Origin of the sequence: Pseudoduganella chitinolytica, from assembly GCF_029028125.1 — a bacterium.
GTDB lineage: Bacteria > Pseudomonadota > Gammaproteobacteria > Burkholderiales > Burkholderiaceae_D > Rugamonas > Rugamonas chitinolytica.
Map to the genome: position 1 here is coordinate 71,578 of NZ_CP119083.1, position 19,906 is coordinate 91,483.

18 protein-coding genes are annotated in these 19,906 nt (G+C 66.3%); 12 read left to right on the forward strand and 6 right to left on the reverse strand.

All coding sequences use genetic code 11. From position 1 onward, the window contains the following. The first annotated feature begins 166 nt into the window (after window positions 1–166). The 10 genes from PX653_RS00315 (at window position 167) to PX653_RS00360 (ending at window position 11,985) form a co-directional block, all read left to right on the forward strand. Entirely contained in the window at window positions 167–1,399 is a 1,233-nt protein-coding gene (locus PX653_RS00315; protein WP_277415980.1) for a nidogen-like domain-containing protein, read from the forward strand. Between the two features lie 484 nt (window positions 1,400–1,883). Beyond that, window positions 1,884–3,020 carry a methyl-accepting chemotaxis protein gene (locus tag PX653_RS00320; RefSeq protein ID WP_277415981.1) on the forward strand — a complete coding sequence of 379 codons (1,137 nt, stop codon included), beginning with the start codon at window positions 1,884–1,886 and terminating at the stop codon, window positions 3,018–3,020. An 8-nt stretch (window positions 3,021–3,028) separates the two neighbouring features. After that, complete coding sequence (locus tag PX653_RS00325) at window positions 3,029–3,397, forward strand: response regulator (protein WP_277415982.1); 369 nt, start codon at window positions 3,029–3,031, stop codon at window positions 3,395–3,397. Window positions 3,398–3,449: 52 nt separating this feature from the next. After that, on the forward strand, window positions 3,450–3,776 hold the full coding sequence (locus PX653_RS00330) for an STAS domain-containing protein (protein ID WP_443094347.1): 327 nt from the start codon (window positions 3,450–3,452) through the stop codon (window positions 3,774–3,776). Then, on the forward strand, window positions 3,773–5,890 hold the full coding sequence (locus PX653_RS00335) for a chemotaxis protein CheA (protein ID WP_277415984.1): 2,118 nt from the start codon (window positions 3,773–3,775) through the stop codon (window positions 5,888–5,890). The genes PX653_RS00330 and PX653_RS00335 overlap by 4 nt, the downstream gene beginning before the upstream one ends. A 34-nt stretch (window positions 5,891–5,924) precedes the next feature. Further along, the gene (locus PX653_RS00340; protein ID WP_277415985.1) at window positions 5,925–7,562 is read left to right on the forward strand and encodes a methyl-accepting chemotaxis protein; all 1,638 of its coding nucleotides are present in this window, start codon (window positions 5,925–5,927) and stop codon (window positions 7,560–7,562) included. A 42-nt stretch (window positions 7,563–7,604) separates the two neighbouring features. Further along, entirely contained in the window at window positions 7,605–9,521 is a 1,917-nt protein-coding gene (locus PX653_RS00345) for a methyl-accepting chemotaxis protein (RefSeq protein ID WP_277415986.1), read from the forward strand. A 14-nt stretch (window positions 9,522–9,535) separates the two neighbouring features. Then, the gene (locus PX653_RS00350; RefSeq protein ID WP_277415987.1) at window positions 9,536–10,060 is read left to right on the forward strand and encodes a chemotaxis protein CheW; all 525 of its coding nucleotides are present in this window, start codon (window positions 9,536–9,538) and stop codon (window positions 10,058–10,060) included. 10 nt (window positions 10,061–10,070) lie between these two features. Next, window positions 10,071–10,889: a CheR family methyltransferase gene (locus PX653_RS00355; RefSeq protein WP_277415988.1), complete on the forward strand. Its 819-nt coding sequence runs from the start codon at window positions 10,071–10,073 to the stop codon at window positions 10,887–10,889. 4 nt (window positions 10,890–10,893) lie between these two features. Next, window positions 10,894–11,985 (forward strand): protein-glutamate methylesterase/protein-glutamine glutaminase, encoded by a 1,092-nt coding sequence (locus PX653_RS00360; RefSeq protein WP_277415989.1) that lies wholly within the window; start codon window positions 10,894–10,896, stop codon window positions 11,983–11,985. Between the two features lie 109 nt (window positions 11,986–12,094). Here PX653_RS00360 and PX653_RS00365 read toward each other — a convergent pair whose 3' ends face one another. The 4 genes from PX653_RS00365 to PX653_RS00380 form a co-directional block, all read right to left on the reverse strand. Next, window positions 12,095–13,102, reverse strand: a complete 1,008-nt coding sequence (locus tag PX653_RS00365) for a CHAD domain-containing protein (protein ID WP_277415990.1) — start codon at window positions 13,100–13,102, stop codon at window positions 12,095–12,097. Window positions 13,103–13,285: 183 nt separating this feature from the next. Continuing rightward, on the reverse strand, window positions 13,286–14,251 hold the full coding sequence (locus PX653_RS00370) for a sensor domain-containing diguanylate cyclase (RefSeq protein WP_277415991.1): 966 nt from the start codon (window positions 14,249–14,251) through the stop codon (window positions 13,286–13,288). A gap of 4 nt (window positions 14,252–14,255) precedes the next feature. Then, the gene (locus tag PX653_RS00375; protein ID WP_277415992.1) at window positions 14,256–14,912 is read right to left on the reverse strand and encodes a chemotaxis protein CheC; all 657 of its coding nucleotides are present in this window, start codon (window positions 14,910–14,912) and stop codon (window positions 14,256–14,258) included. Between the two features lies 1 nt (window position 14,913). After that, window positions 14,914–15,303, reverse strand: a complete 390-nt coding sequence (locus tag PX653_RS00380; protein ID WP_277415993.1) for a response regulator transcription factor — start codon at window positions 15,301–15,303, stop codon at window positions 14,914–14,916. Between the two features lie 147 nt (window positions 15,304–15,450). On the opposite strand from PX653_RS00380, the gene rpiA reads away from it, so the two are divergent. Further along, a complete protein-coding gene (gene rpiA, locus PX653_RS00385) occupies window positions 15,451–16,128 on the forward strand; it encodes a ribose-5-phosphate isomerase RpiA (RefSeq protein ID WP_277415994.1) in 678 nt (225 codons plus the stop codon). A gap of 573 nt (window positions 16,129–16,701) precedes the next feature. Next, a complete protein-coding gene (locus PX653_RS00390; RefSeq protein ID WP_277415995.1) occupies window positions 16,702–18,114 on the forward strand; it encodes a glycoside hydrolase family 5 protein in 1,413 nt (470 codons plus the stop codon). Window positions 18,115–18,254: 140 nt separating this feature from the next. Here the strand turns inward: PX653_RS00390 and PX653_RS00395 are convergent, their stop codons facing one another. Further along, window positions 18,255–18,527 (reverse strand): oxidative damage protection protein, encoded by a 273-nt coding sequence (locus PX653_RS00395; protein WP_107143414.1) that lies wholly within the window; start codon window positions 18,525–18,527, stop codon window positions 18,255–18,257. A gap of 34 nt (window positions 18,528–18,561) precedes the next feature. Further along, window positions 18,562–19,872, reverse strand: a complete 1,311-nt coding sequence (argA, locus tag PX653_RS00400; protein WP_277415996.1) for an amino-acid N-acetyltransferase — start codon at window positions 19,870–19,872, stop codon at window positions 18,562–18,564. Window positions 19,873–19,906: the final 34 nt, after the last annotated feature.

The window sequence follows — 19,906 nt, forward strand, 5'->3', positions numbered from 1 at the left end:
GTTGAAACTTATGTCGTTTTGGAAAAACAACATATGAAAGTATCATAACTTTTAGATAAGATCAACCCTGCTTGTATGTGATATCACCGCTGTTGCGCCTCGGTCAAAATGACGGGCTGCGCGCTGGCTCGGCGCGTGTTCCGTCCAAACATCACAACAGGTAATCATGAAACGTTCTTGCATCGCACTTTCCCTGCTGGCCGCCTTTGCCAGCGCCTCGGCCGGCGCCGACCCACTGCTGACCGGTTTCGGTGGCGACCGCGGTTTCGGCGATCGCGTCATGGCGCCAAACGACGACAGCTATTCGTCGCAGCTGACGCTGCCGTTCCGCATCAACTTCTTCGGCAACGCCTACTCGAGCTACTGGGTCAACAACAACGGCAACATCTCGTTCTCGGGACCGCTGTCCACGTACTCGCCGTCGCTGTTCCCGATCTCGAGCGCGGCAATGATCGCGCCGTTCTGGGCCGACGTGGACACGCGTAACCAGACCAGCAACATGCCCAGCCCGTTCGCCAACAACGTCTACCTGGCCAATCCGGACAGCAAGACGCTGGTGGTGACGTGGGATACGGTCGGCTACTACAACCAGCACAACGACAAGCAGAACACCTTCCAGCTGGTGCTGAAGGACCAGTCGGCGACAACCGGCCACGCGGGAGACTTCGACATGGAGTTCCGCTACGGCCAGCTGCAATGGACGACGGGCGATGCCAGCGGCGGTGCGGGCGGCCTGGGCGGCCGTGCCGCCGTGGCCGGCTGGAACGCGGGTGCCGAGACCAATTCGTACTCGCTGGTGGGCTCGGGCACGCAAAACGTGCTGGGACTGGCAAGCGACAGCAATATCGGCAGCGATGGCGTGTGGCGCTTCCACGTGCGCAGCGAGGAACTGCCGGGCAGCGCACCCTATAACCCAGTGCTGCCGGGCAATATCGATGACGGCAGCGCAGGCTGGGTCTTCGAGAACATGCCAGTCGGTACGGGCACGCCGATCTGGATCGATCCCGAAGTGGCCACGGGCTACGACTACACGATCAGCAGCGGACCACTGGTCAACGGCGTGACGCTGCTGCCGGGCGTCGGCGACGGCCGCTACGATATCTGGCTGATGGAAGACGGCGAGTGGAAGCTGGTCGCGGGCGGCGTGGCCGGCGGCGAACACTTCGAGTTCGGCAAGTCCGTCGACAAGTTCCGCGTTACCGGCATCGAGGTGGAGGCAGGCGTCAACCCGGACAGCCCGATCGCCTTCTCGACGGGCCTGTGGTTCGACAGCGTCGGCAATGCCACCGTGACGCAGACGGCGCTGACGGTGTCGGCCGTTCCGGAGCCTGCCACCTACGGCATGCTGGCCGCCGGCCTGGCGATCCTGGGCTTCGCCGCCCGTCGCCGTCGCGGCTGATCCCTGTTTGTGTTGCCCCTTCAAAGCCGGCTCTTGCCGGCTTTTTTTGTTGACGCCCGTGGCGCAATCGGAGGCTGTCCCCAATTTGGTTCCGCTGCGCGAGGGGCGAATAATAAAATCGGGGACAGCCTCCAATTTATTTTTGATCGTGCATTAAAGCCATTCTTTTAAATCAAGGGTTACCCGTGCAGGCTTGATACGGACTTGCCGCAAATGAATGACTTTCCGGCAGCACGATGTCTAATTGCGTTTTCATTCCAATAAGCGCTGTCTGTTTTGCGCTACCTTCCTGCCGAAAAGCCGCGCCGATGCTTGCGTTGCGGCAATGTCCTCTGCAATCATTCCATACAGCACGCGCCATGCGACATCGCATCCGACCCGTGCCGCGACGTTATTGCCAGGGGCAGCTTTATGCTCCTGGCAGCCCGATAACCGTTCGCGATAATTATTCTTATACCGCCGTGGAGTTTCAGCTGTGCGTTCGATGCAATCCCGCAAATTGTCGATGTTTTATCCGGCCGCCATCGCGCTGGCCGGAGCGCTGGCTGTCGTCCCGCTGGCAAACGGCCAGTGGCATGGCTGGCTGATCGCCGTCGCGCTGCTGGCGGCCGGCATCGGCGCCAGCCCGCATGGCGGTGGCGCAGCCGCAGCGGATGAAAGTTCACTGGACACCTACCTGGCCAGTCGCCAGCGCTTCGGCGACGAGGTGGCCGGCGTCTGGGCATCGCATATCGGTGCCTCGCGCGACCAGATGGAAACGGCCATCGTGGCGCTCGTCGAACGCTTCTCCGGCATCGTCACCAAACTGGAACACGCGCTGTCCGCATCCGGCGAAGCGCGCAACCACGGCAATGGCCGTGGCATCGTCGAGGTCTTCGCCGACAGCGAACGGGAACTGCGCTCGCTGCTGGACATGTTGTCCAGCGCCGCATCGAGCAAATCGGCGATGCTGGAAAAGATCCAGGGCCTGCAGCAGATCACCGCGCAGTTGCAGAAGATGGCGGGCGACGTGGCCAGCATCGCATGGCAAACCAACCTGCTGGCGCTGAACGCTGCCATCGAGGCGGCCCGCGCCGGCGAGGCGGGGCGCGGCTTTGCCGTCGTCGCCAACGAGGTACGCATGCTGTCGAACCGGTCCGCCGAGGCGGGCAAGCACATCGCCCAGCAGGTCAGCCAGATCAGCAGCGCGATCGACAGCACGTGCCGCGCGGCTGGCGAATCGATGCGCGAGGAAGAACGTGCCGTGCAGGCTTCGGAACAGACCATCAACACGGTGTTGACGGACCTGCGCGGCGTGACGGATGCGCTGGTGCAGTCGTCCGAGCTGCTGGCGCGCGAAAGCGCGGACATCCAGGGCGAGGTGTCCGAGGCGCTCGTGCAGCTGCAGTTCCAGGACCGGGTCAGCCAGATTCTGGCGCACGTGCAGCAGAACATCGCGCGGCTGCCCGACCACCTGGCCGAACATCGCCAGCGCGTCTCGGGCGACGCAGTACCGGCGCTCAATGCGCGGGCGCTGCTGGCCGAACTGGAAAGTACCTACGCCATGGCCGAAGAGCGCGCCATGCACCAGGTCAAGGCGCAGCCTGCTCCCCAGCAGGCCGAAGAACTCACATTTTTCTAGGAACTCACATGGCAAAAACCATCATGGTCGTGGACGACTCGCTGTCGATCCGCCAGGTCGTCGGTATCGCATTGAAGCAGGCCGGCTATGACGTCATCGAAGGCGTCGACGGCGCCGATGCGCTGAAGAAGCTGACGGGGCAGAAGGTCAACCTGATCATCAGCGACGTCAACATGCCGAACATGGACGGCATCGCGTTCGTCAAGGAACTCAAGACGCGCGCGGCCTACAAGTTCACGCCGGTGCTGATGCTGACCACCGAGTCGCAGGAAGAGAAAAAGGCCCAGGGCCAGGCCGCCGGCGCGCGCGCCTGGATGGTCAAGCCGTTCAAGCCGGAGACCTTGCTGGCCGCGGTGCAGAAGCTGGTCATGCCGTAAGCGGCAGCCGGGCAACACAACTGATTACCGGCCACCGGCCGGGGAGTAAGCGATGACGACAGGCGATATTGGCGCGGCGAGCCAAGGGGCTCTTGCAGCCCTTTGCATCGAAGGCGAGATGACGATTTACCGGGCCGCAGAGCTGAAGGACGTACTGTTCGACGCGCTGCGCCAGGCCACGGCCGACGCACGCGCGCTGGCGCTGGACTTGTCCCAGGTGACGGAGTTCGACAGCGCCGGTGTGCAGTTGCTGCTGATGGCGCGCCGCGAAGCGCAGCGCCAGGGGCATCCGCTGCAACTGGTGGCCCACAGCCCGGCCGTGCGCGAGGTGCTGAACCTCACCGGCCTGAAGGCGCGCCTGCAAGGAGACGCAGCATGAATCTCGACCAACTGATCCAGACCTTCATCGCCGAGAGCCGCGACCTGCTCGAGGCGATGGAGCACGGCTTGCTGAACGTGGCGGAGGAGGGCGACGAAGCCGTCAACGCCATCTTCCGCGCGGCGCACACGATCAAGGGTTCGGCCGGCATGTTCGGCCTCGATGCCGTGGTCGACTTCACCCACGTGGCCGAAAGCGTGCTCGATAAGGTGCGCGCCGGCAGCGTGCCCGTCACCGACGACCTGGTCGCGCTGCTGCTGGCCTGCTGCGACCATATCGGCGCCCTGGTGGACGCGGTGGAAGCGGGCGCGCTGGCGGGCAACGACGAACTGACGCAGCAGGGCGCGCCCCTGTCCGCGCGCCTGCAGGCCTACCTGGGCGACAGCGCCAAGGCCGCACCGAAGACGTCGTCGGAAGCCGCTGCCGCGCTGCCGGCCGCTGCGGAACAGTGGCACATTTCGCTGCGTTTCGGCCGCGACGTGCTGCGCAACGGCATGGACCCGCTGTCGTTCCTGCGCTACCTGGGACAGATGGGCGAGATCACGGACATCGCATTGCTGGACGATGTCATGCCTACCGCCGAGGAATTCGATGCCGAGTCCTGCTACCTGGGCTTCGAGATCGGCCTGTTGACGGTGGCCGACAAGGCGGCCATCGACGAGGTCTTCGACTTCGTGCGCGACGACTGCCAGATCCGCATCCTGCCGCCGCGCACCAAGGTGTCGGAATACGTGCAACTGATCGACGACCTGCCGGAGCAGCGCAGCCTCCTGGGCGAGATGCTGGTGCGCAGCGGCAGCATCACGGCGCACGAGCTGGCACAGGCGTTGGCCGTACAAAGCGCCGGCGGCGCCCAGGCGGCACCGCTGGGCAAGATCCTGGTGGACCAGGGTGCCGTGCGCGCCCCGGTGCTGGAGGCGGCGCTGTCGAAGCAGAAGCAGGCCAACGAACCGCGCCAGGAAAGCCGTTCGGTGCGCGTCGATGCCGACAAGCTCGATCGCCTGATCAACCTGGTGGGCGAATTGATCATTGCCGGTGCCGGTGCCAACCTGATCGCGCGGCGCACGCAGATTCCGGAACTGCTGGAATGCACGTCCACGCTGTCGGGCCTCGTCGAGGAAGTACGCGACAGCGCCCTGCAATTGCGCATGGTGAAGATCGGCGCCACGTTCAACCGCTTCCAGCGCGTCGTGCACGACCTGTCGCGCGAGATCGGCAAGGACATCCGCCTCGAGCTGTCGGGCGAGGATGCGGAGCTGGACAAGACGGTCGTCGAGAAGATCGGCGATCCGCTCACGCACCTCGTGCGCAACGCGATGGACCACGGCATCGAGCCGGCGGACGTGCGCGCCGCGCGCGGCAAGCCGGCGCAGGGCTGCGTCGCGCTGAACGCCTACCACGACTCCGGCAGCATCGTCATCGAGGTCAGCGACGACGGCGGCGGTTTGAAGAAAGACCGGATCCTGGCCAAGGCCATCGAGCGCGGCCTGGTAGAACCGGGCCGCACCTTGTCGGACAAGGAGATCTTCGGCCTGATCTTCGAGCCGGGCTTCTCGACGGCGGAGCAGGTGACCAACCTGTCCGGGCGCGGCGTCGGCATGGACGTCGTCAAGCGCAACATCGTGGCGCTGCGCGGCAGCGTGGAAATCTCCAGCACGGAAGGCGTCGGCACCACGGTGGCCGTGCGCCTGCCGCTGACGCTGGCGATCATCAACGGTTTCCAGGTGGGCCTTGGCAAGTCCGTGTTCGTCATCCCGATGGACATGGTCGAGGAATGCGTGGAGTTCCGCGACGACCCGACGCGCGACTACATCGACCTGCGAGGCCAGGCGCTGCCGTTCGTACGGCTGCGCGAGCGCTTCGACGTCGAGGGCGCGCCAGCGCGGCGCCAGAGCATCGTGGTGGTGCGCTACGGCGGCCGCAAGGCAGGGCTGGTGGTGGACAGCCTGCTGGGCGAATTCCAGACGGTCATCAAGCCGCTGGGCAAAGTGTTTTCCGGCGTGCGCTTCCTGAGCGGCTCGTCGATCCTCGGCAACGGGGACGTGGCGCTGATTCTCGACATGGCGGCGCTGATGAGCGGCGTCGAACACGAGATCGCCGCCGTAACCGCATAGTCTGTTTTCAATCGTTGAATAGTTGGGAGCCATCGTGCTTAAAAATCTGAGAATCGGTATCCGCCTTGCCCTGGCGTTCGGTGCCATCGTCGCGCTGCTGGTCGCGCTGGTCGTGTTCGCCATGCAGCGCATGGGGGCCTTGAACGAAGCGACGCACCAGATCACGGGCAACGCGTATCCGAAGGTCGTGCTGGCCAAGGACATGATCCGCGCCAGCATCGACAACGGCCGCCAGATGCGCGCCATGCTGCTGTCGTCGAGCGACGAGGAAAGCGCGAAGTTCCGCAAGATCATCGAAAACAACCGCGCTGCCATCGTCACGCAGATGGCGCAGGTCGAGAAGATGCTCGTGACCGAGAAGGGCCGCGGGCTGTTCAAGGCCATTGCCGACAATCGTGTCGCGCTCGAGCCGAAGTACGAAAAATTCTTCCAGCTGGAACGCACCGACCGCAAGCTGGCCACGGAATACCTCAAGAGCGATTTCCTGGCGACCAATACGCAGTTCGGCGGAGCGCTCGAGACGCTGGGCGACTACCAGGATACGCTGATGCAGGCGCAATCGAAGCTGGCCGATGACACCTACCAGGAGACGCGTTCGCTGATGCTGATCGTGGCCGCGGTGGCGGCTCTGCTGGCAACGGTGGTGGCCGTGTCGATCACGCTGTCGATCACCCGGCCGCTGCGCCAGGCCGTGCAGGTGGCCGACAGCCTGGCTGCCGGCGACCTGACGGTGACGGTGACGGGCCAGTCGCGCGACGAAGCGGGCCAGCTGCTGGACGCGATGCGCAACATGATCGCCCGGCTGACGCAGGTCGTGCGGGAAGTGAACGGCAGCGCACAGTCGCTGGCCTCCGCCTCCGAGGAAGTCAGCGCCACGGCGCAGGCGTTGTCGCAGGCCGCTTCCGAGCAGGCCGCCGGCGTGGAAGAGACCAGCGCTTCGCTGGAACAGATGACGGCGTCGATCTCGCAGAACACGGAGAATGCCCGCGTCACCGACGGCATGGCCGGCAAGGCCGCCAACGAGGCGGCCGAGGGCGGCGAAGCCGTCAAGGCCACGGTCACGGCAATGAAGCAGATCGCCAAGCAGATCGGCATCATCGACGACATCGCCTACCAGACCAACCTGCTGGCGCTGAACGCGGCCATCGAGGCGGCGCGTGCCGGTGAACATGGCAAGGGCTTCGCCGTGGTCGCGGCCGAGGTGCGCAAGCTGGCCGAGCGCAGCCAGGTGGCGGCGCAGGAAATCGGCGAAGTGGCGACGTCCAGCGTGGAGCTGGCCGAACGGGCCGGCGCGCTGCTGGACGAGATGGTACCGAACATCCGCAAGACCTCCGACCTGGTGCAGGAAATCACGGCCGCGTCGGAAGAGCAGTCGGCCGGTGTCGGCCAGATCAACGCGGCCGTCGGCCAGATGAGCCAGACGACGCAGCAGAACGCGTCCAGCTCCGAAGAGCTGGCGGCGACGGCCGAAGAGATGAGCAGCCAGGCCGAGCAGTTGCAACAGATGATGGCGTTCTTCCGCATGAATGGCGACGGCACTGCGCCGCGCAAGAATGTACCGCCCGCAGCCGCGCGTAACGTGGCCGCAAAAAAACGCCCCGGCCTGGCGTTGACCAAGCCGGTGTTCGCCAGCCAAGGCGCACCCGACGAAGCCAGCTTCACCCGCTTCTGATCCGATTAAACCATTGGCGGCTGGAGCCGCCTGGAGAATGCAATGTTCCGTAACCTCAAACTCAGCGTGCGCCTGGCGATCGCTTTCGGCACGGTCAGCCTGCTGCTGATCGGGATGGTCCTGTTGGGACTGCGCAGTATCGGCAGCGTCAGCCAGAACGTCGAGGAGCTCGTCACCGACAAGTATCCGAAAGTGGTGCACAGCTACGCGCTGATCGGCAATATCCACACGATTGCGATCGCGATGCGCAACCTCGTCATCTTCGACGATGCCGAGAAAGCGCGCCGCGAGCTTGCCACCGTCGAGGCCAACCGCGTCGAACTGCGCGAGCACTTCAACAAGCTCGAACAACTGGTCGCATCGGCCAAGGGGCGCGAGACCTTGCGCGTGGCACAGGAACACCGTGAACGCTACAAGGTCGTGCAGGACCAGTTCCTGCGCCTGGTCGGCGAAGGCCGGCGCGACGAAGCGCGCGCGCTGCTCATCAGCCAGATGGAAGGCATCCAGGCCGCCTACATGGAGTCGATCGAGAAGATGATCGTGCACCAGGACGCGGCGATGGAAGCCTCCGGCAAGGAAGCCGAGGAAGCCTATGCGACCGCCCACACCCAGCAGATCACGCTGGGTACGATCGCGATCCTGATGGGCATCGCGATGGGGCTGTGGATCATGTACGCCGTCACGCGCCTGATCGGCGGCGAACCCGCCTATGCGGCCGAACTGGTCAAGCGCATCTCGGCGGGCGACCTGTCGGCCAGCGCGCACCTGCGCCGCGGCGATCGTTCCAGCATGCTGTACGCCGTCAACGAGATGGTGGCCAAGCTGCGCAAGGTCATCGAAGGCCAGCGCGCCGTCATCGACGCCGCCAACCATGGCAACTTCGATACCCGCGTCGATACGGACGGCATGCAGGGCTTCCAGAAGGAGATGGCCGATGGCCTGAACCAGCTGGTGGCCACGACGGGCGCCAGCATCGCCGACGTGGTGCGCGTGATGGCCGCACTGGCCGAGGGCGACCTGACCAAGCGCATCGACAAGCACTACGACGGCGCGTTCGGCCAGCTCAAGGACTACTCGAACAGCACGATGGACAAGCTGGCCGCCGTGGTCGGCGACGTCAGCGCCAGCGCGGTGTCGCTGGCCTCGGCCTCCGAGGAAGTCAGCGCGACGGCGCAGTCGCTGTCGCAGGCCGCTTCCGAGCAGGCCGCCAGCGTGGAAGAGACCAGCGCTTCGCTGGAACAGATGACGGCGTCGATCTCGCAGAACACCGAGAACGCCCGCGTCACCGACGGCATGGCGTCCAAGGCCGCCAAGGAAGCGGCCGAGGGCGGCGAAGCGGTCAAGGCGACCGTCTCGGCGATGAAGCAGATCGCCAAGCAGATCGGCATCATCGACGACATCGCCTACCAGACCAACCTGCTGGCGCTGAACGCGGCCATCGAAGCGGCACGTGCCGGCGAACACGGCAAGGGCTTCGCCGTGGTGGCGGCCGAGGTGCGCAAGCTGGCCGAGCGCAGCCAGGTGGCGGCGCAGGAAATCGGCGAAGTCGCCAGCAACAGCGTGCAACTGGCCGAGCGGGCTGGCGCGCTGCTGGACGAGATGGTGCCGAACATCCGCAGGACCTCGGACCTGGTGCAGGAAATCACGGCCGCGTCGGAAGAGCAGTCGGCCGGTGTCGGCCAGATCAATGCGGCCGTTGGCCAGATGAGCCAGGGCACCCAGCAGAACGCCTCCAGCTCCGAGGAACTGGCGGCGACGGCGGAGGAGATGAGCAGCCAGGCCGAGCAGTTGCAGCAGGCGATCGGCTTCTTCCACCTGGAAGGCCCCCGCACTGCGCTGGCAGTGGCGGCGCGCCGCATGCAGCCGGTGCGCGGCCCCGCACGCCGCAACACGCTGAAGCTGGCGGACGGCTTCGCGCTGCACGGCGACCCGGACGAAGCGAACTTCACGAAATTCTGAGCGGAATAACGCAAATGAAGCATATGCAAACGCAAGCCCCGGCCTCGGCATCGGGCGACAGCGCGCAGTACCTGACGTTCATGCTGGGCGGCGAGGCCTTCGCCATTCGCATCATGGCCGTCAAGGAAATCATCGAGTTTTCGGGTATCACGGAAGTGCCGATGATGCCGGACTGTATCCGCGGCGTCATCAACCTGCGCGGCGCCGTCGTCCCCGTGATGGACCTGGCGGCCCGCTTCGGCCGGCCGCTGGCCGTGCCGGGCAAGCGCACCTGCATCGTCATCGTCGAGACGGAAAGCGACGGTGAGCGGCAGGTGACGGGCGTCGTCGTCGACGCCGTCAGCGCGGTGCTGGACATCGCGGCCAGCGAGATCGAGCCGGCGCCGTCGTTCGGTACGCGCATCCGGGGCGACTTCATCGCCGGCATGGGCAAGTTGAACGGCAAGTTCGTCATCCTGCTCAACGTCGACCATGTGCTGGCGCTCGATGCGCTGGCGACGCTGCCCGAACTGGCGGCTGCCGACACGACGGCGGCCTGAGGGCGACGGCATGAGCGCGTATCCCATCAGCGAGCGCGAATTCGCGCAGTTCCAGCGCTTCATCTTCGACATCGCCGGCATCACGATGTCGGATGCGAAGAAGGCACTGGTCAGCGGTCGCCTCGCCAAGCGGCTCGCGCATCATGGCATGGCCAGCTACGAGGCCTACTTCGGCATGCTGTCGAGCGGCAGCCACAAGGAAGAGGTGCAGATCGCCGTCGACCTGTTGACGACGAACGAAACCTATTTCTTCCGCGAGGCGCGCCACTTCGAGCTGCTCAAGTCGGCCGCCGAGGCGGCCCGGCCGAACCTGCGTGCCGGTGCACCGTTCCGCGTGTGGAGCGCGGCCTGCTCGTCCGGCGAGGAACCGTACAGTATCGCGATGGTGCTGGCCGACGTGCTGGGCAACGCGGCTTGGGAAGTGCTGGGTTCGGACATCAGCACGCGCGTGCTGGAGCGCGCCCGCACGGGCCACTACCCGATGGAGCGTGCCGCGCACGTGCCGCCGGCGTACCTGCGCCGCTTCTGCCTGAAGGGCATCGCTGAGCAGCAGGGCACGATGCTGGTCGAGCGCGCGCTGCGCGGCCGCGTGCAGTACCGTCACGTCAACCTGAACACGGCCTTGCCGGACCTGGGCCAGTTCGACGTGATCTTCCTGCGCAACGTGATGATCTACTTTAATGGCGACACCAAGCGCCAGGTCGTCGCGCGCGTCACCTCGCAATTGAAGCCGGGCGGCCACTTCATCATCGGCCACTCGGAAACCCTGAACGAGATCAGCGATGCCGTGCGTCCCGTGATCCCGTCCGTGTACCGCAAGGCGGCATAAGGCCATGCAGAACAGTATCGGCGTGCTGGTGGTGGACGATTCGGCGGTGGTGCGCAAGGTGGTTGGCGCGCTGCTGCAGTCCGCCCCCGGCATCCACCTGCTGCATGCGGTCGCCGATCCGCTGCTGGCGATCGAACGCATGAAGCATCACTGGCCCGACGTGATCGTGCTGGACGTGGAGATGCCGCGCATGGACGGCATCACGTTCCTGCGCAAGATCATGGCCGAGCGGCCCACGCCCGTGGTGATCTGCTCGACGCAGACGGAGCGGGGCGCCGAGACGACCGTGGCGGCCATGGCCGCCGGTGCCGTGGCCGTCATCACCAAGCCGCGCCTGGGATTGAAGGAGTTCCTGACCGAGAGCGGCGACGAACTGATCGCCGCCGTGCGCGCGGCCGCGCAGGCCAACGTCAAACGGCTGGCCGCCCGCGCCGCCGTCGCCGCCGTGCCGCTGCAGGCGCCGGTCAAGCTGACGGCGGACGCGATCCTGCCGGCCGCCGGCGACGCGCGCCCGCCGCTGCAGACGACCGAGCGCATCGTTGCCATCGGCACGTCCACGGGTGGCACGCAGGCGCTCGAAGAGGTGCTGACGGCGCTGCCGGCAGTCACGCCGGGCATCGTCATCGTGCAGCACATGCCGGAAAAATTCACGGCGGCGTTCGCGGAGCGCCTCGACAAGGTGTGCCAGATCCGGGTGGCGGAGGCGCGCCACAACGACCGTGTGTCGCCTGGCCTCGCGCTGATCGCGCCAGGGGGGCGCCACATGCTGCTGCGCCGCGAAGGCGCGCAGTATTTCGTGGACGTGATCGACGGCCCGCTGGTGAACCGGCACCGGCCCTCGGTGGACGTGCTGTTCCGCTCCGTGGCCCGCAACGCGGGCGCCAACGCGCTGGGCGTGATCATGACGGGCATGGGCGACGATGGCGCGGCCGGCCTGCTGGAAATGCGCAAGGCGGGCGCCCGCACCGTGGCGCAGGACGAGGAAAGCTGCGTCGTGTATGGCATGCCGAAGGAGGCGGTCAAGCGCGGCGGCGTCGAGAAGACGGTGGCGCTGAAGGCGATCGACCGGGAGATTTTGGCCCAGCTGGTGCGCTGATGCATTGGGGTCTGTCCCTGCGGGACTGACCCCGAAGTTTGCCTGCAGGTCGCTGAAGCGGAACACAACTTCAGGGTCAGTCCCCTGCGGGGACAGACCCTTTACGACTTCAGGCCTGCACCGGCTTGTACTTGACCAGCCGCTTGATCGGCTTGCGCAGCGCCTGGACGCCGGCGGCGGAGCGGGCGGCGGCGTAGCCCCGGGCGAACGAGATGTGTTCGCGCGCGATGCCGTTGCGGCCAGGATGTTCGCCCAGCTGCGCCAGCAGCCCTTCGGCCACGGCCAGGTCGTTCAGTTCGCCCAGCCGGTCCTGCAGCGCCGACAGGCTGGCGATGTAGCGCTTCGTCTTCCGGCCCGGCAGCACCGACTGGAAGAACTCCGCCGCGTAGCGTGCCTTCTTGGCCGCGATGCGCACGCGGTGGCGCGCATGGGCGGCGTCGGCGCCAGCCGCCGGTACCTCGGCTGGCACGGTGCCCTCCGCCAGTGCTTCCGGCTGTGGCGCGGCGGGCGCGCCGCCTTCCAGATCGAGTCCCTTGGCGCGCTTGCGCAGCCGGCGCTGGGCATGCGCCAGCAATGGAATGGCGCCTCGTGCGGCCTTGCGTTCCAGCGCGCCGGCATCGAATGCGGGATCGTCGCGCCAGCGGCGCTGTTCGAACCAGTCTTCCATTTCCGCCAGCAGCTGGTCATGGACCGGCGCTTGCAGCGCGGCCGCCAGTGCCGTGTGGCTGCGCGCCGAGCGTTCGCGCGCGGCATCCTGCAGCGGCGCGATCTGCGCGGCGGCCGGGCCCGCGGCATCGAACCCGGCAAGCGTGCTGGTGGCCAGCACGTCCCAGTCGCGCGTGGTGCCCAGCTGCTGCGCCAGCGCGTCCAGGCCTTCGCGCAGCGGTGCGGGCAGCGCGACGAGGTTATCGAACAGGTCCAGCGCGGCGCGCAGCCGGCGCAGGCCCACGCGCATCTGGTGCAGGCTCTCGACGGAGCGGTGCTGCGCGCCGGCCTGGTTGGCCCGGACCTGGCGCAGGCAGTTCATGCCGATGCGACGGTAGGCGTCTTCGAGGGTCATGTCCCGTCGCAGGCGGACGGGTTCGGCTTTCACGGGCAGGTCGGTCCTGGTCAGCATGGTCGTTTCCTTTTCTGTATGCGGCGCGCGGCGGTCGGCGGGGACGCCGGCGCGCTCGTTGCATGGGATGGTGGACAGGGCCGCGCGGGGCGCGGCCGGGACAGCGCATGGCGCGCGTCTCGATGGTTACAGCCTAGCACGTACCGGAAAGTACCGGCGCCCAGCTGATCCCTGCAACGACGATTACAGCAATTCCGGCGGGGCCGCCACGATGCGGTTACGGCCTTGCCGCTTGGCGTCATACAGCGCGTGGTCGGCCGCGCCGATCAGCGCCGGCACCTCGGCATGGCGGTCCGTCGCCAGCGTGGCGACGCCGATGCTGACGGTGACCTGCTTGGCCGGCCCGCCCGCGTATTCGTGCGGCAGGGCCAGCGCCAGCACGCGCGCGTGCAAGGTGCGCGCCATCTGCATGGCCTGTTGCAGGTCGTTGTCGGGCAGGATCACGGCGAACTCCTCGCCGCCATAGCGGGCCAGCATGTCGACGGAGCGCTGCAGCAGCGCCTGCAGGGCGCTGGACACCTGGATCAGGCACTGGTCGCCCTGCTGGTGGCCGTAGTGGTCGTTGTAGGGCTTGAAGTAGTCGATGTCGATCATCAGGAGCGATACCTTGCCGCCGCCCCGCTTGGCGCGCCGCACCTCGCGATCGATGGCCACGTCGAACGCGCGCCGGTTGGCGATGCCGGTCAGGCCGTCCGAGAACGTCTGCATGCGCAGCAATTCGGTCTGCTCGCGCAGCAGCTTTTCGCGCCCGGCCGCGAGGCTGACATCGGACAGCTGGATCAGGCAATGGCGCGCGCCCGCCACCGTCAGCGGCGTGACGGCGACAGCCTGCTGCATCCGTTCGCCACGGGCCTGGGCCGCGGGATTGGAAAACAGGGGGAAGGGCGAACGGTTCAGGGTCTGCGACAGCAGCGACGAAAAATTGTTCTGCAGCGCCTGCGTGACGGCGGCGTGCACGCGCGTGCCGCGCAGCTCGGGCAACAGCTCGAACAAGTCGCTGCCCAGCGCCTCATGGGTGGCGCAGCCGGAATGGCGACTCATCCACTTGTTCCACAACACCACGCGGCCGGCGGCATCGAGCACGATCGTGCCGACGCTGACCGCTTCCAGCACGCTTTCCAGTAATTCCAGGCGAACGGTGTCCGTCATGCTGTCAATGCTGCCCCATCGCGCGGGCCAGGTAGTTCTCGATCTGCTGTTTCAGGTCGTGCAGCGCGGTCACGTCGAGGATGAACGCCACGTAGCCGTGGATCTGGTGCTTTTCCAGGATGAAGTCGATGTGCAGCATCATGACGACCGTCTCGGCGCGGCTGCCGGTGGCATCCAGGATCTCGTCGCCGCTGCCCACCTGGTAGACGGGCAGGGAGCCGTGCAGCTCGTGCTGGAACAGGTTGGCCAAGGTGCCGACGCAGGAATTGAGGATGATGTTGCCGATCTCGCTCATCGCCTCCTGTTCCATCTCCGTCAGCTCGGCCAGCGGTACGCTTTCGCCCACCATCAGCCGGACGATTTCCAGGCTTTTATCCTCCGGGAACATCAGGATGGCTTCCGTCTGGAACGCACCCTCGTAATGCTGGCTGACGCCGCAGATGCGCGCTTGCGGCCCGGCCGCGCCGGTCGCCGCGCCGTTCCTGCGGTGCGCCTGCTCCAGCAGCTGGGCCGCTTCGCTGCGCGACAGGAACGTGATCGACGGTACCGACATCGTCACTTCCTCGCCGACGATGCCGCTCATCGCGGCCGCGGCCTGGCCCACGCCGATATTGAAGATCTCGACGAGGGCATCGTGCTCCAGTTCGGACAGTTCGACCATGTCAGCCTTCCAGCGGCGCGATCAGGCGGGCGATGCGCTCTTCGGTGACAGGCTTCTCCATGAAGCCGATGCCCAGGTCCTGGGCGCGCTGGCGGGTCGCATCCTGCACGTTCGCCGTCAGCAGGGAGATGTGCGCGTCCGGCAGCAGCTTGCGCAGCTGTTCGGCCGCGGCGACGCCGCCCATGCCGGGCATGTTCACGTCCAGCAGCACCAGTTGCGGCTGCAGCGTGGGCGCCTGCGCCAGCGCATCCTCGCCGTTGGCCGCTTCGGCGATGGTCCAGTCGGCGTGGCGCGCCAGGATGTGCTGCCGCGTGACCAGGCGGGAAACGCGGCTGTCGTCGACGATCAGTACGGTGGTGTGCGCGGTGGTGTTCGCGGTTGTGTTCGACATTTGGCTTCTTCTTCGGGTGGCGGGTGGCTTGTCTGGCACCATTTTCGCACAACGGTCGCCGCCCCGTCGCCCCCGCGCACCGGGGAGGGGCAGGGGACGCTGGTAAAATGGCGTCCGATTCCGCTTCTTCCCACTTTTCTTGCCATTATGACCCAAGACGAACTGAAACAAGCCACCGCCCGCGCCGCCATCGACTACGTCGTCGACGGCGAAATCATCGGGGTCGGCACCGGCTCGACCGCCAACTTCTTCATCGACGAGCTGGCCAAGATCAAGCACCGCATCAAGGGCACCGTGGCGTCGTCGGAAGCGACCGCCGCGCGCCTGGCCGGCCACGGCATCCCCGTGTTCGACCTGAACGACGTCGAGTCGATCGCCGTCTACATCGACGGTGCCGACGAGATCAACGCCCAGGGCGCCATGATCAAGGGCGGCGGCGCGGCGCTGACGCGCGAGAAGATCGTCGCTTCCGTGTCGCGGCGGTTCGTCTGCATCGCCGACGGCTCCAAGCTGGTCGAGACGCTGGGCAAGTTCGCCCTGCCGGTCGAGGTGCTGCCGATGGCCCGCAATGCCGTCATGCGCCGCCTGGCAGCGCTGGGCGGCCAGCCGAAGGTGCGCACCAAGGCCAGCTCGGACGAAGCGTTCGTGACGGACAACGGCGGCAACCTGATCGACGTGGCCGGGCTGTCGATTACCGATCCGGTGGCGCTGGAGACGCAGATCAATGCGATCGTCGGCGTCGTCGCCGTCGGCCTGTTTGCCGCGCGCGGCGCTGATGTCTGCCTGCTGGGCACGGCGGACGGCGTGCGCAAGCTGGAGTATTGATCGTGCGGCGCCTGGCCTGGTCCGTGCTGGTCTTGCTGGCCGGCTGTGCCGCCAAGGCGCCGGCCCCGCTGGCGATGGCACCGGCCACGCCGGTCGTCACCGCGAGCGGCCCCATGCATGAAGGCACGCCGATCGAGACGGTGCCGTTCCGCTCGGGCGTGTCGTCCGCCACCGTCGAGCGCCTGGCCCGCCAGGCCGGCTGCACGAGCGGGCAGGGGCCGGCCTCGTCACCGAGCCGGGTCCCGTCGAGGTCTACCGCATGCGCTGCGACAACGGGCGCACGTTCGTCGCCCGCTGCGAATTGCGGCAGTGCGCGCCGGTGCCCCGTTAGCAGGGGGAGTGCAGCAGGGGTTTCGAGGAGCATGCTCGTCGCCTGCCTAGCGGTGCTGACATGCAGGCCAGCACCATGTCCCCGGTTTCACCCGCAGCCGAACCCCGCAATTTGATACCCCCCACCCGCGATTTTCGCAATTGCCGGCCCCCGCACGTCCTCCCAGAATAGCCGCAGCGCTTCCCCAACGCCCGAGCGCGGAGGAGACACCGTGCCGGGCCCTTCATGAAAGGCAAAACAAGATGAGTGCATTGCTATCGAGGACCCTGATCGCGCTGGCCGTCAGCGCCACGCCGCTGGCTTACGCCCAGAGTTGCGGCAGCGGCGGCGGCGCCACCGTCTGCCTGAGCGCCAGCGGCTCCGGCAGCGGCGTCCAGCTCAGCTGGACCACCAGCGGCACGGTCAGCGCCGTGCAGGTCTACCGCGACACCGACAGCGACGTGGCGGGCCGTACCCGCATCGCCCAGCTGGGTGGCACCACGGCCGGTTACACGGACAGCGGCGCCGTCGCGGGCCGCGTCTACTGGTACTGGATCAAGTTCACGACGGGTAGCGGCAGCTTCAATTCCGGCTCGGCGAAGGCGGTACGGGTGGGCGTCATGCGCAACCTGACCGGCACGCAACTGGCGGCGACGATGGCGCCGGGCTGGAACCTGGGCAATGCGCTGGAGTCGATCGGCGGCACCTACGTGTGGGGCAGCACCAACTTCAACGAAGGGGCCTGGGGCAACGCGCTGGCCACGCAGGCGCTGTTCAACGGCGTCAAGGCGGCGGGATTCAGGAGCGTGCGCATTCCCGTGTCGTGGAAACAATACGCCGACGCGAACGACAATATCAGCCCGCAGTGGATGGCGCGGGTGACGGAAGTCGTCAACTACGCCCACAACGCGGGCCTGGTCGCCATGATCAACGTGCACTGGGACGGCGGCTGGCTGCAGCCGACCTATGCCCGCCAGCAGGAAGCCAACGCGCGGCTGGCGAAGTTCTGGACCCAGATCGCCAACAACTTCCGCAACCACGACGACACGCTGCTGTTCGCCGGCACCAACGAGGTGATGGTGGACGGCGACTACAACGCGCCCACGGCCGAGTATTGCGAGGTGCAGCGCGGTTTCAACCAGGTGTTCGTCAACACGGTGCGCGCCACCGGCGGCAACAACGCCAAACGGCACCTCGTCGTACAGGGGTTCAACACCAATATCGACTACGCCAACAGCTGCAACGCCACGCTGCCCACCGACACCGTGGCCAGCCGGATGATGATGGAGGTGCATTACTACGACCCGTACGACTTCACGCTGGACGCCAACTCGGGCAGCTGGCAGTGGGGCCAGGCCGCGAATCCATCCGGCTGGGCCAACGAGCCGTATGCGGACGGCCAGTTCCAGAAGATGAAGCAGCGCTTCATCGACAAGGGCGTGCCCGTGATCCTGGGCGAGTACGCGGCGATCCAGCGCAGCGAATACGACGCCGCCGGCACCCAGCGCAAGTACTGGAACCAGTACATCACCCGCGCCGCCTACACCCGGGGCCTGGTGCCGATGTACTGGGACAACGGCTACCCGGACAACCACCAGTCCGGCCTGTTCAACCGCGCCACGGGCGCGCTGGCCTTCCCTGACGTCAGCAACGTCATCGTCAACGCCGCCAAATAAAAAACCCGGGACAGACCCCTGTTTTGAAGCAACAACGCTATCGGAGGCTGTCCCCAATTTCAAATCGGGGACAGCCTCCAATTCGCGGGCAACAAAAAAGCGGCGCCGCGGCGCCGTTTTCCGTTGCAGGATCGGAAAGCTCAGGCCGGTGGCGGCACGTAGCCCATCGCCTGGTCGGCGCCTTCGCCGAAGAAGTGTTTCTCCATCTGCGCCGCCAGGTACTTGCGGGCGCGCACGTCCGCCAGGTTCAGGCGGTTCTCGTTGACCAGCATCGTCTGGTGCTTGAGCCATGCGGCCCACGCTTCCTTCGACACGGATTCATAGATCTTCTTGCCCAGTTCACCCGGATAAGGTGGGAAGTCCAGGCCTTCGGCTTCCTTGTTCAGTTTGATGCAGTGGACGGTACGGGCCATCGCGGGTGCTCCTGTGATTTTTGCAAAAGAGAGATTATAAGGTCTTCACCAGCACCTGGGACTTGCGCTGCCAGTTGTACATGCGTTGCCGGTCCTTCGGCAGCGCATCCACCGTGGCCGGCACGAAGCCGCGCTTGATGAACCAGTGCGCCGTGCGCGTCGTCAGCACGAACAGCCTGGTGATGCCGGAGGCGCGCGCGCGGTTTTCCAGGTGCTTCAGGATGCGTTCGCCGTCACCCTGCGCCTGCACTTCCGGGTTGACGGTCAGGCAAGCCATTTCCGCCATTTTTTCTTCAGGGAACGGATACAGCGCGGCGCAGCCGAAGATCACGCCATCGTGCTCGATGACGGAAAAATAATTGATCTCGCGCTCGATCAGCTCGCGGCCCCGCTTGACCAGCGTGCCATCCGCTTCCAGCGGTTCGATCAGCTTGATAATCCCGCCGACGTCCTCAATTGTGGCAGGTCGCAGGCTTTCCAGGTTCTCGTGGCTGATCATCGTGCCCACGCCATCGTGGGTGAACAGTTCCAGCATGGCCGAACCGTCCATCGCGAACGGCACGATGTGCGAGCGCTCCACGCCGCTGTTGCAGGCCTTGACGGCATGCTGCAGGTAGAACGCCGTCTCGGGCGCCAGGAAGCCCGCCTGCAGCACGGCCTCGGCCTGGTGCGACGACAGCTCGCGGATGTCGGTGCCGGCCGCGTCGCGCATCATCTCCGTCTCCGTGATGAAGATGAGTTTATCCGCGTGCAGCGCCACGGCGGCGGAGACGGCCACGTCCTCCATCGTCAGGTTGAACGCCTCGCCGGTGGGGGAGAAGCCCAGCGGCGACAGCAGGATCAGGCCGCCGGTGCCGAGGATGGAGTGGATGGTCTCGGCATCGACTTTCCGGGTGACGCCGGTCAGTTCCAGGTCGACGCCGTCGATCACGCCCAGCGGGCGCGCCGTGACGAAATTGCCGGAGATGATGCGGATCGCCGCATTCGACATCGGCGTGTTCGGCAAGCCCTGGCTGAACGCGGCCTCGATGTCCAGGCGCAGTTCGCCGGCCGCTTCCTTCGCGCATTCCATCGCGGCGGTATCGGTGACGCGGATGCCGTTGTGGAAGCGGCCCGCGACGTTACGCAGGGCCAGTTGCTCGGCGACCTGCGGCCGCGAGCCGTACACGACGACGACCTTGATGCCCAGCGCGTGCAGCAGCGACAGGTCGTGCGCCAGCACGGGCAGGGCGCCGGCCGCCACCAGTTCGCCGGGGAAGGCGATCACGAAGGTCTTGCCGCGAAAGGCGTGGATATACGGCGCGACAGAGCGCAGCCAGTGGACGAATTCGGTAGGGTTTTCCATTGGCCGCATTATAATTCGCTGCGCGGTTTTCGCC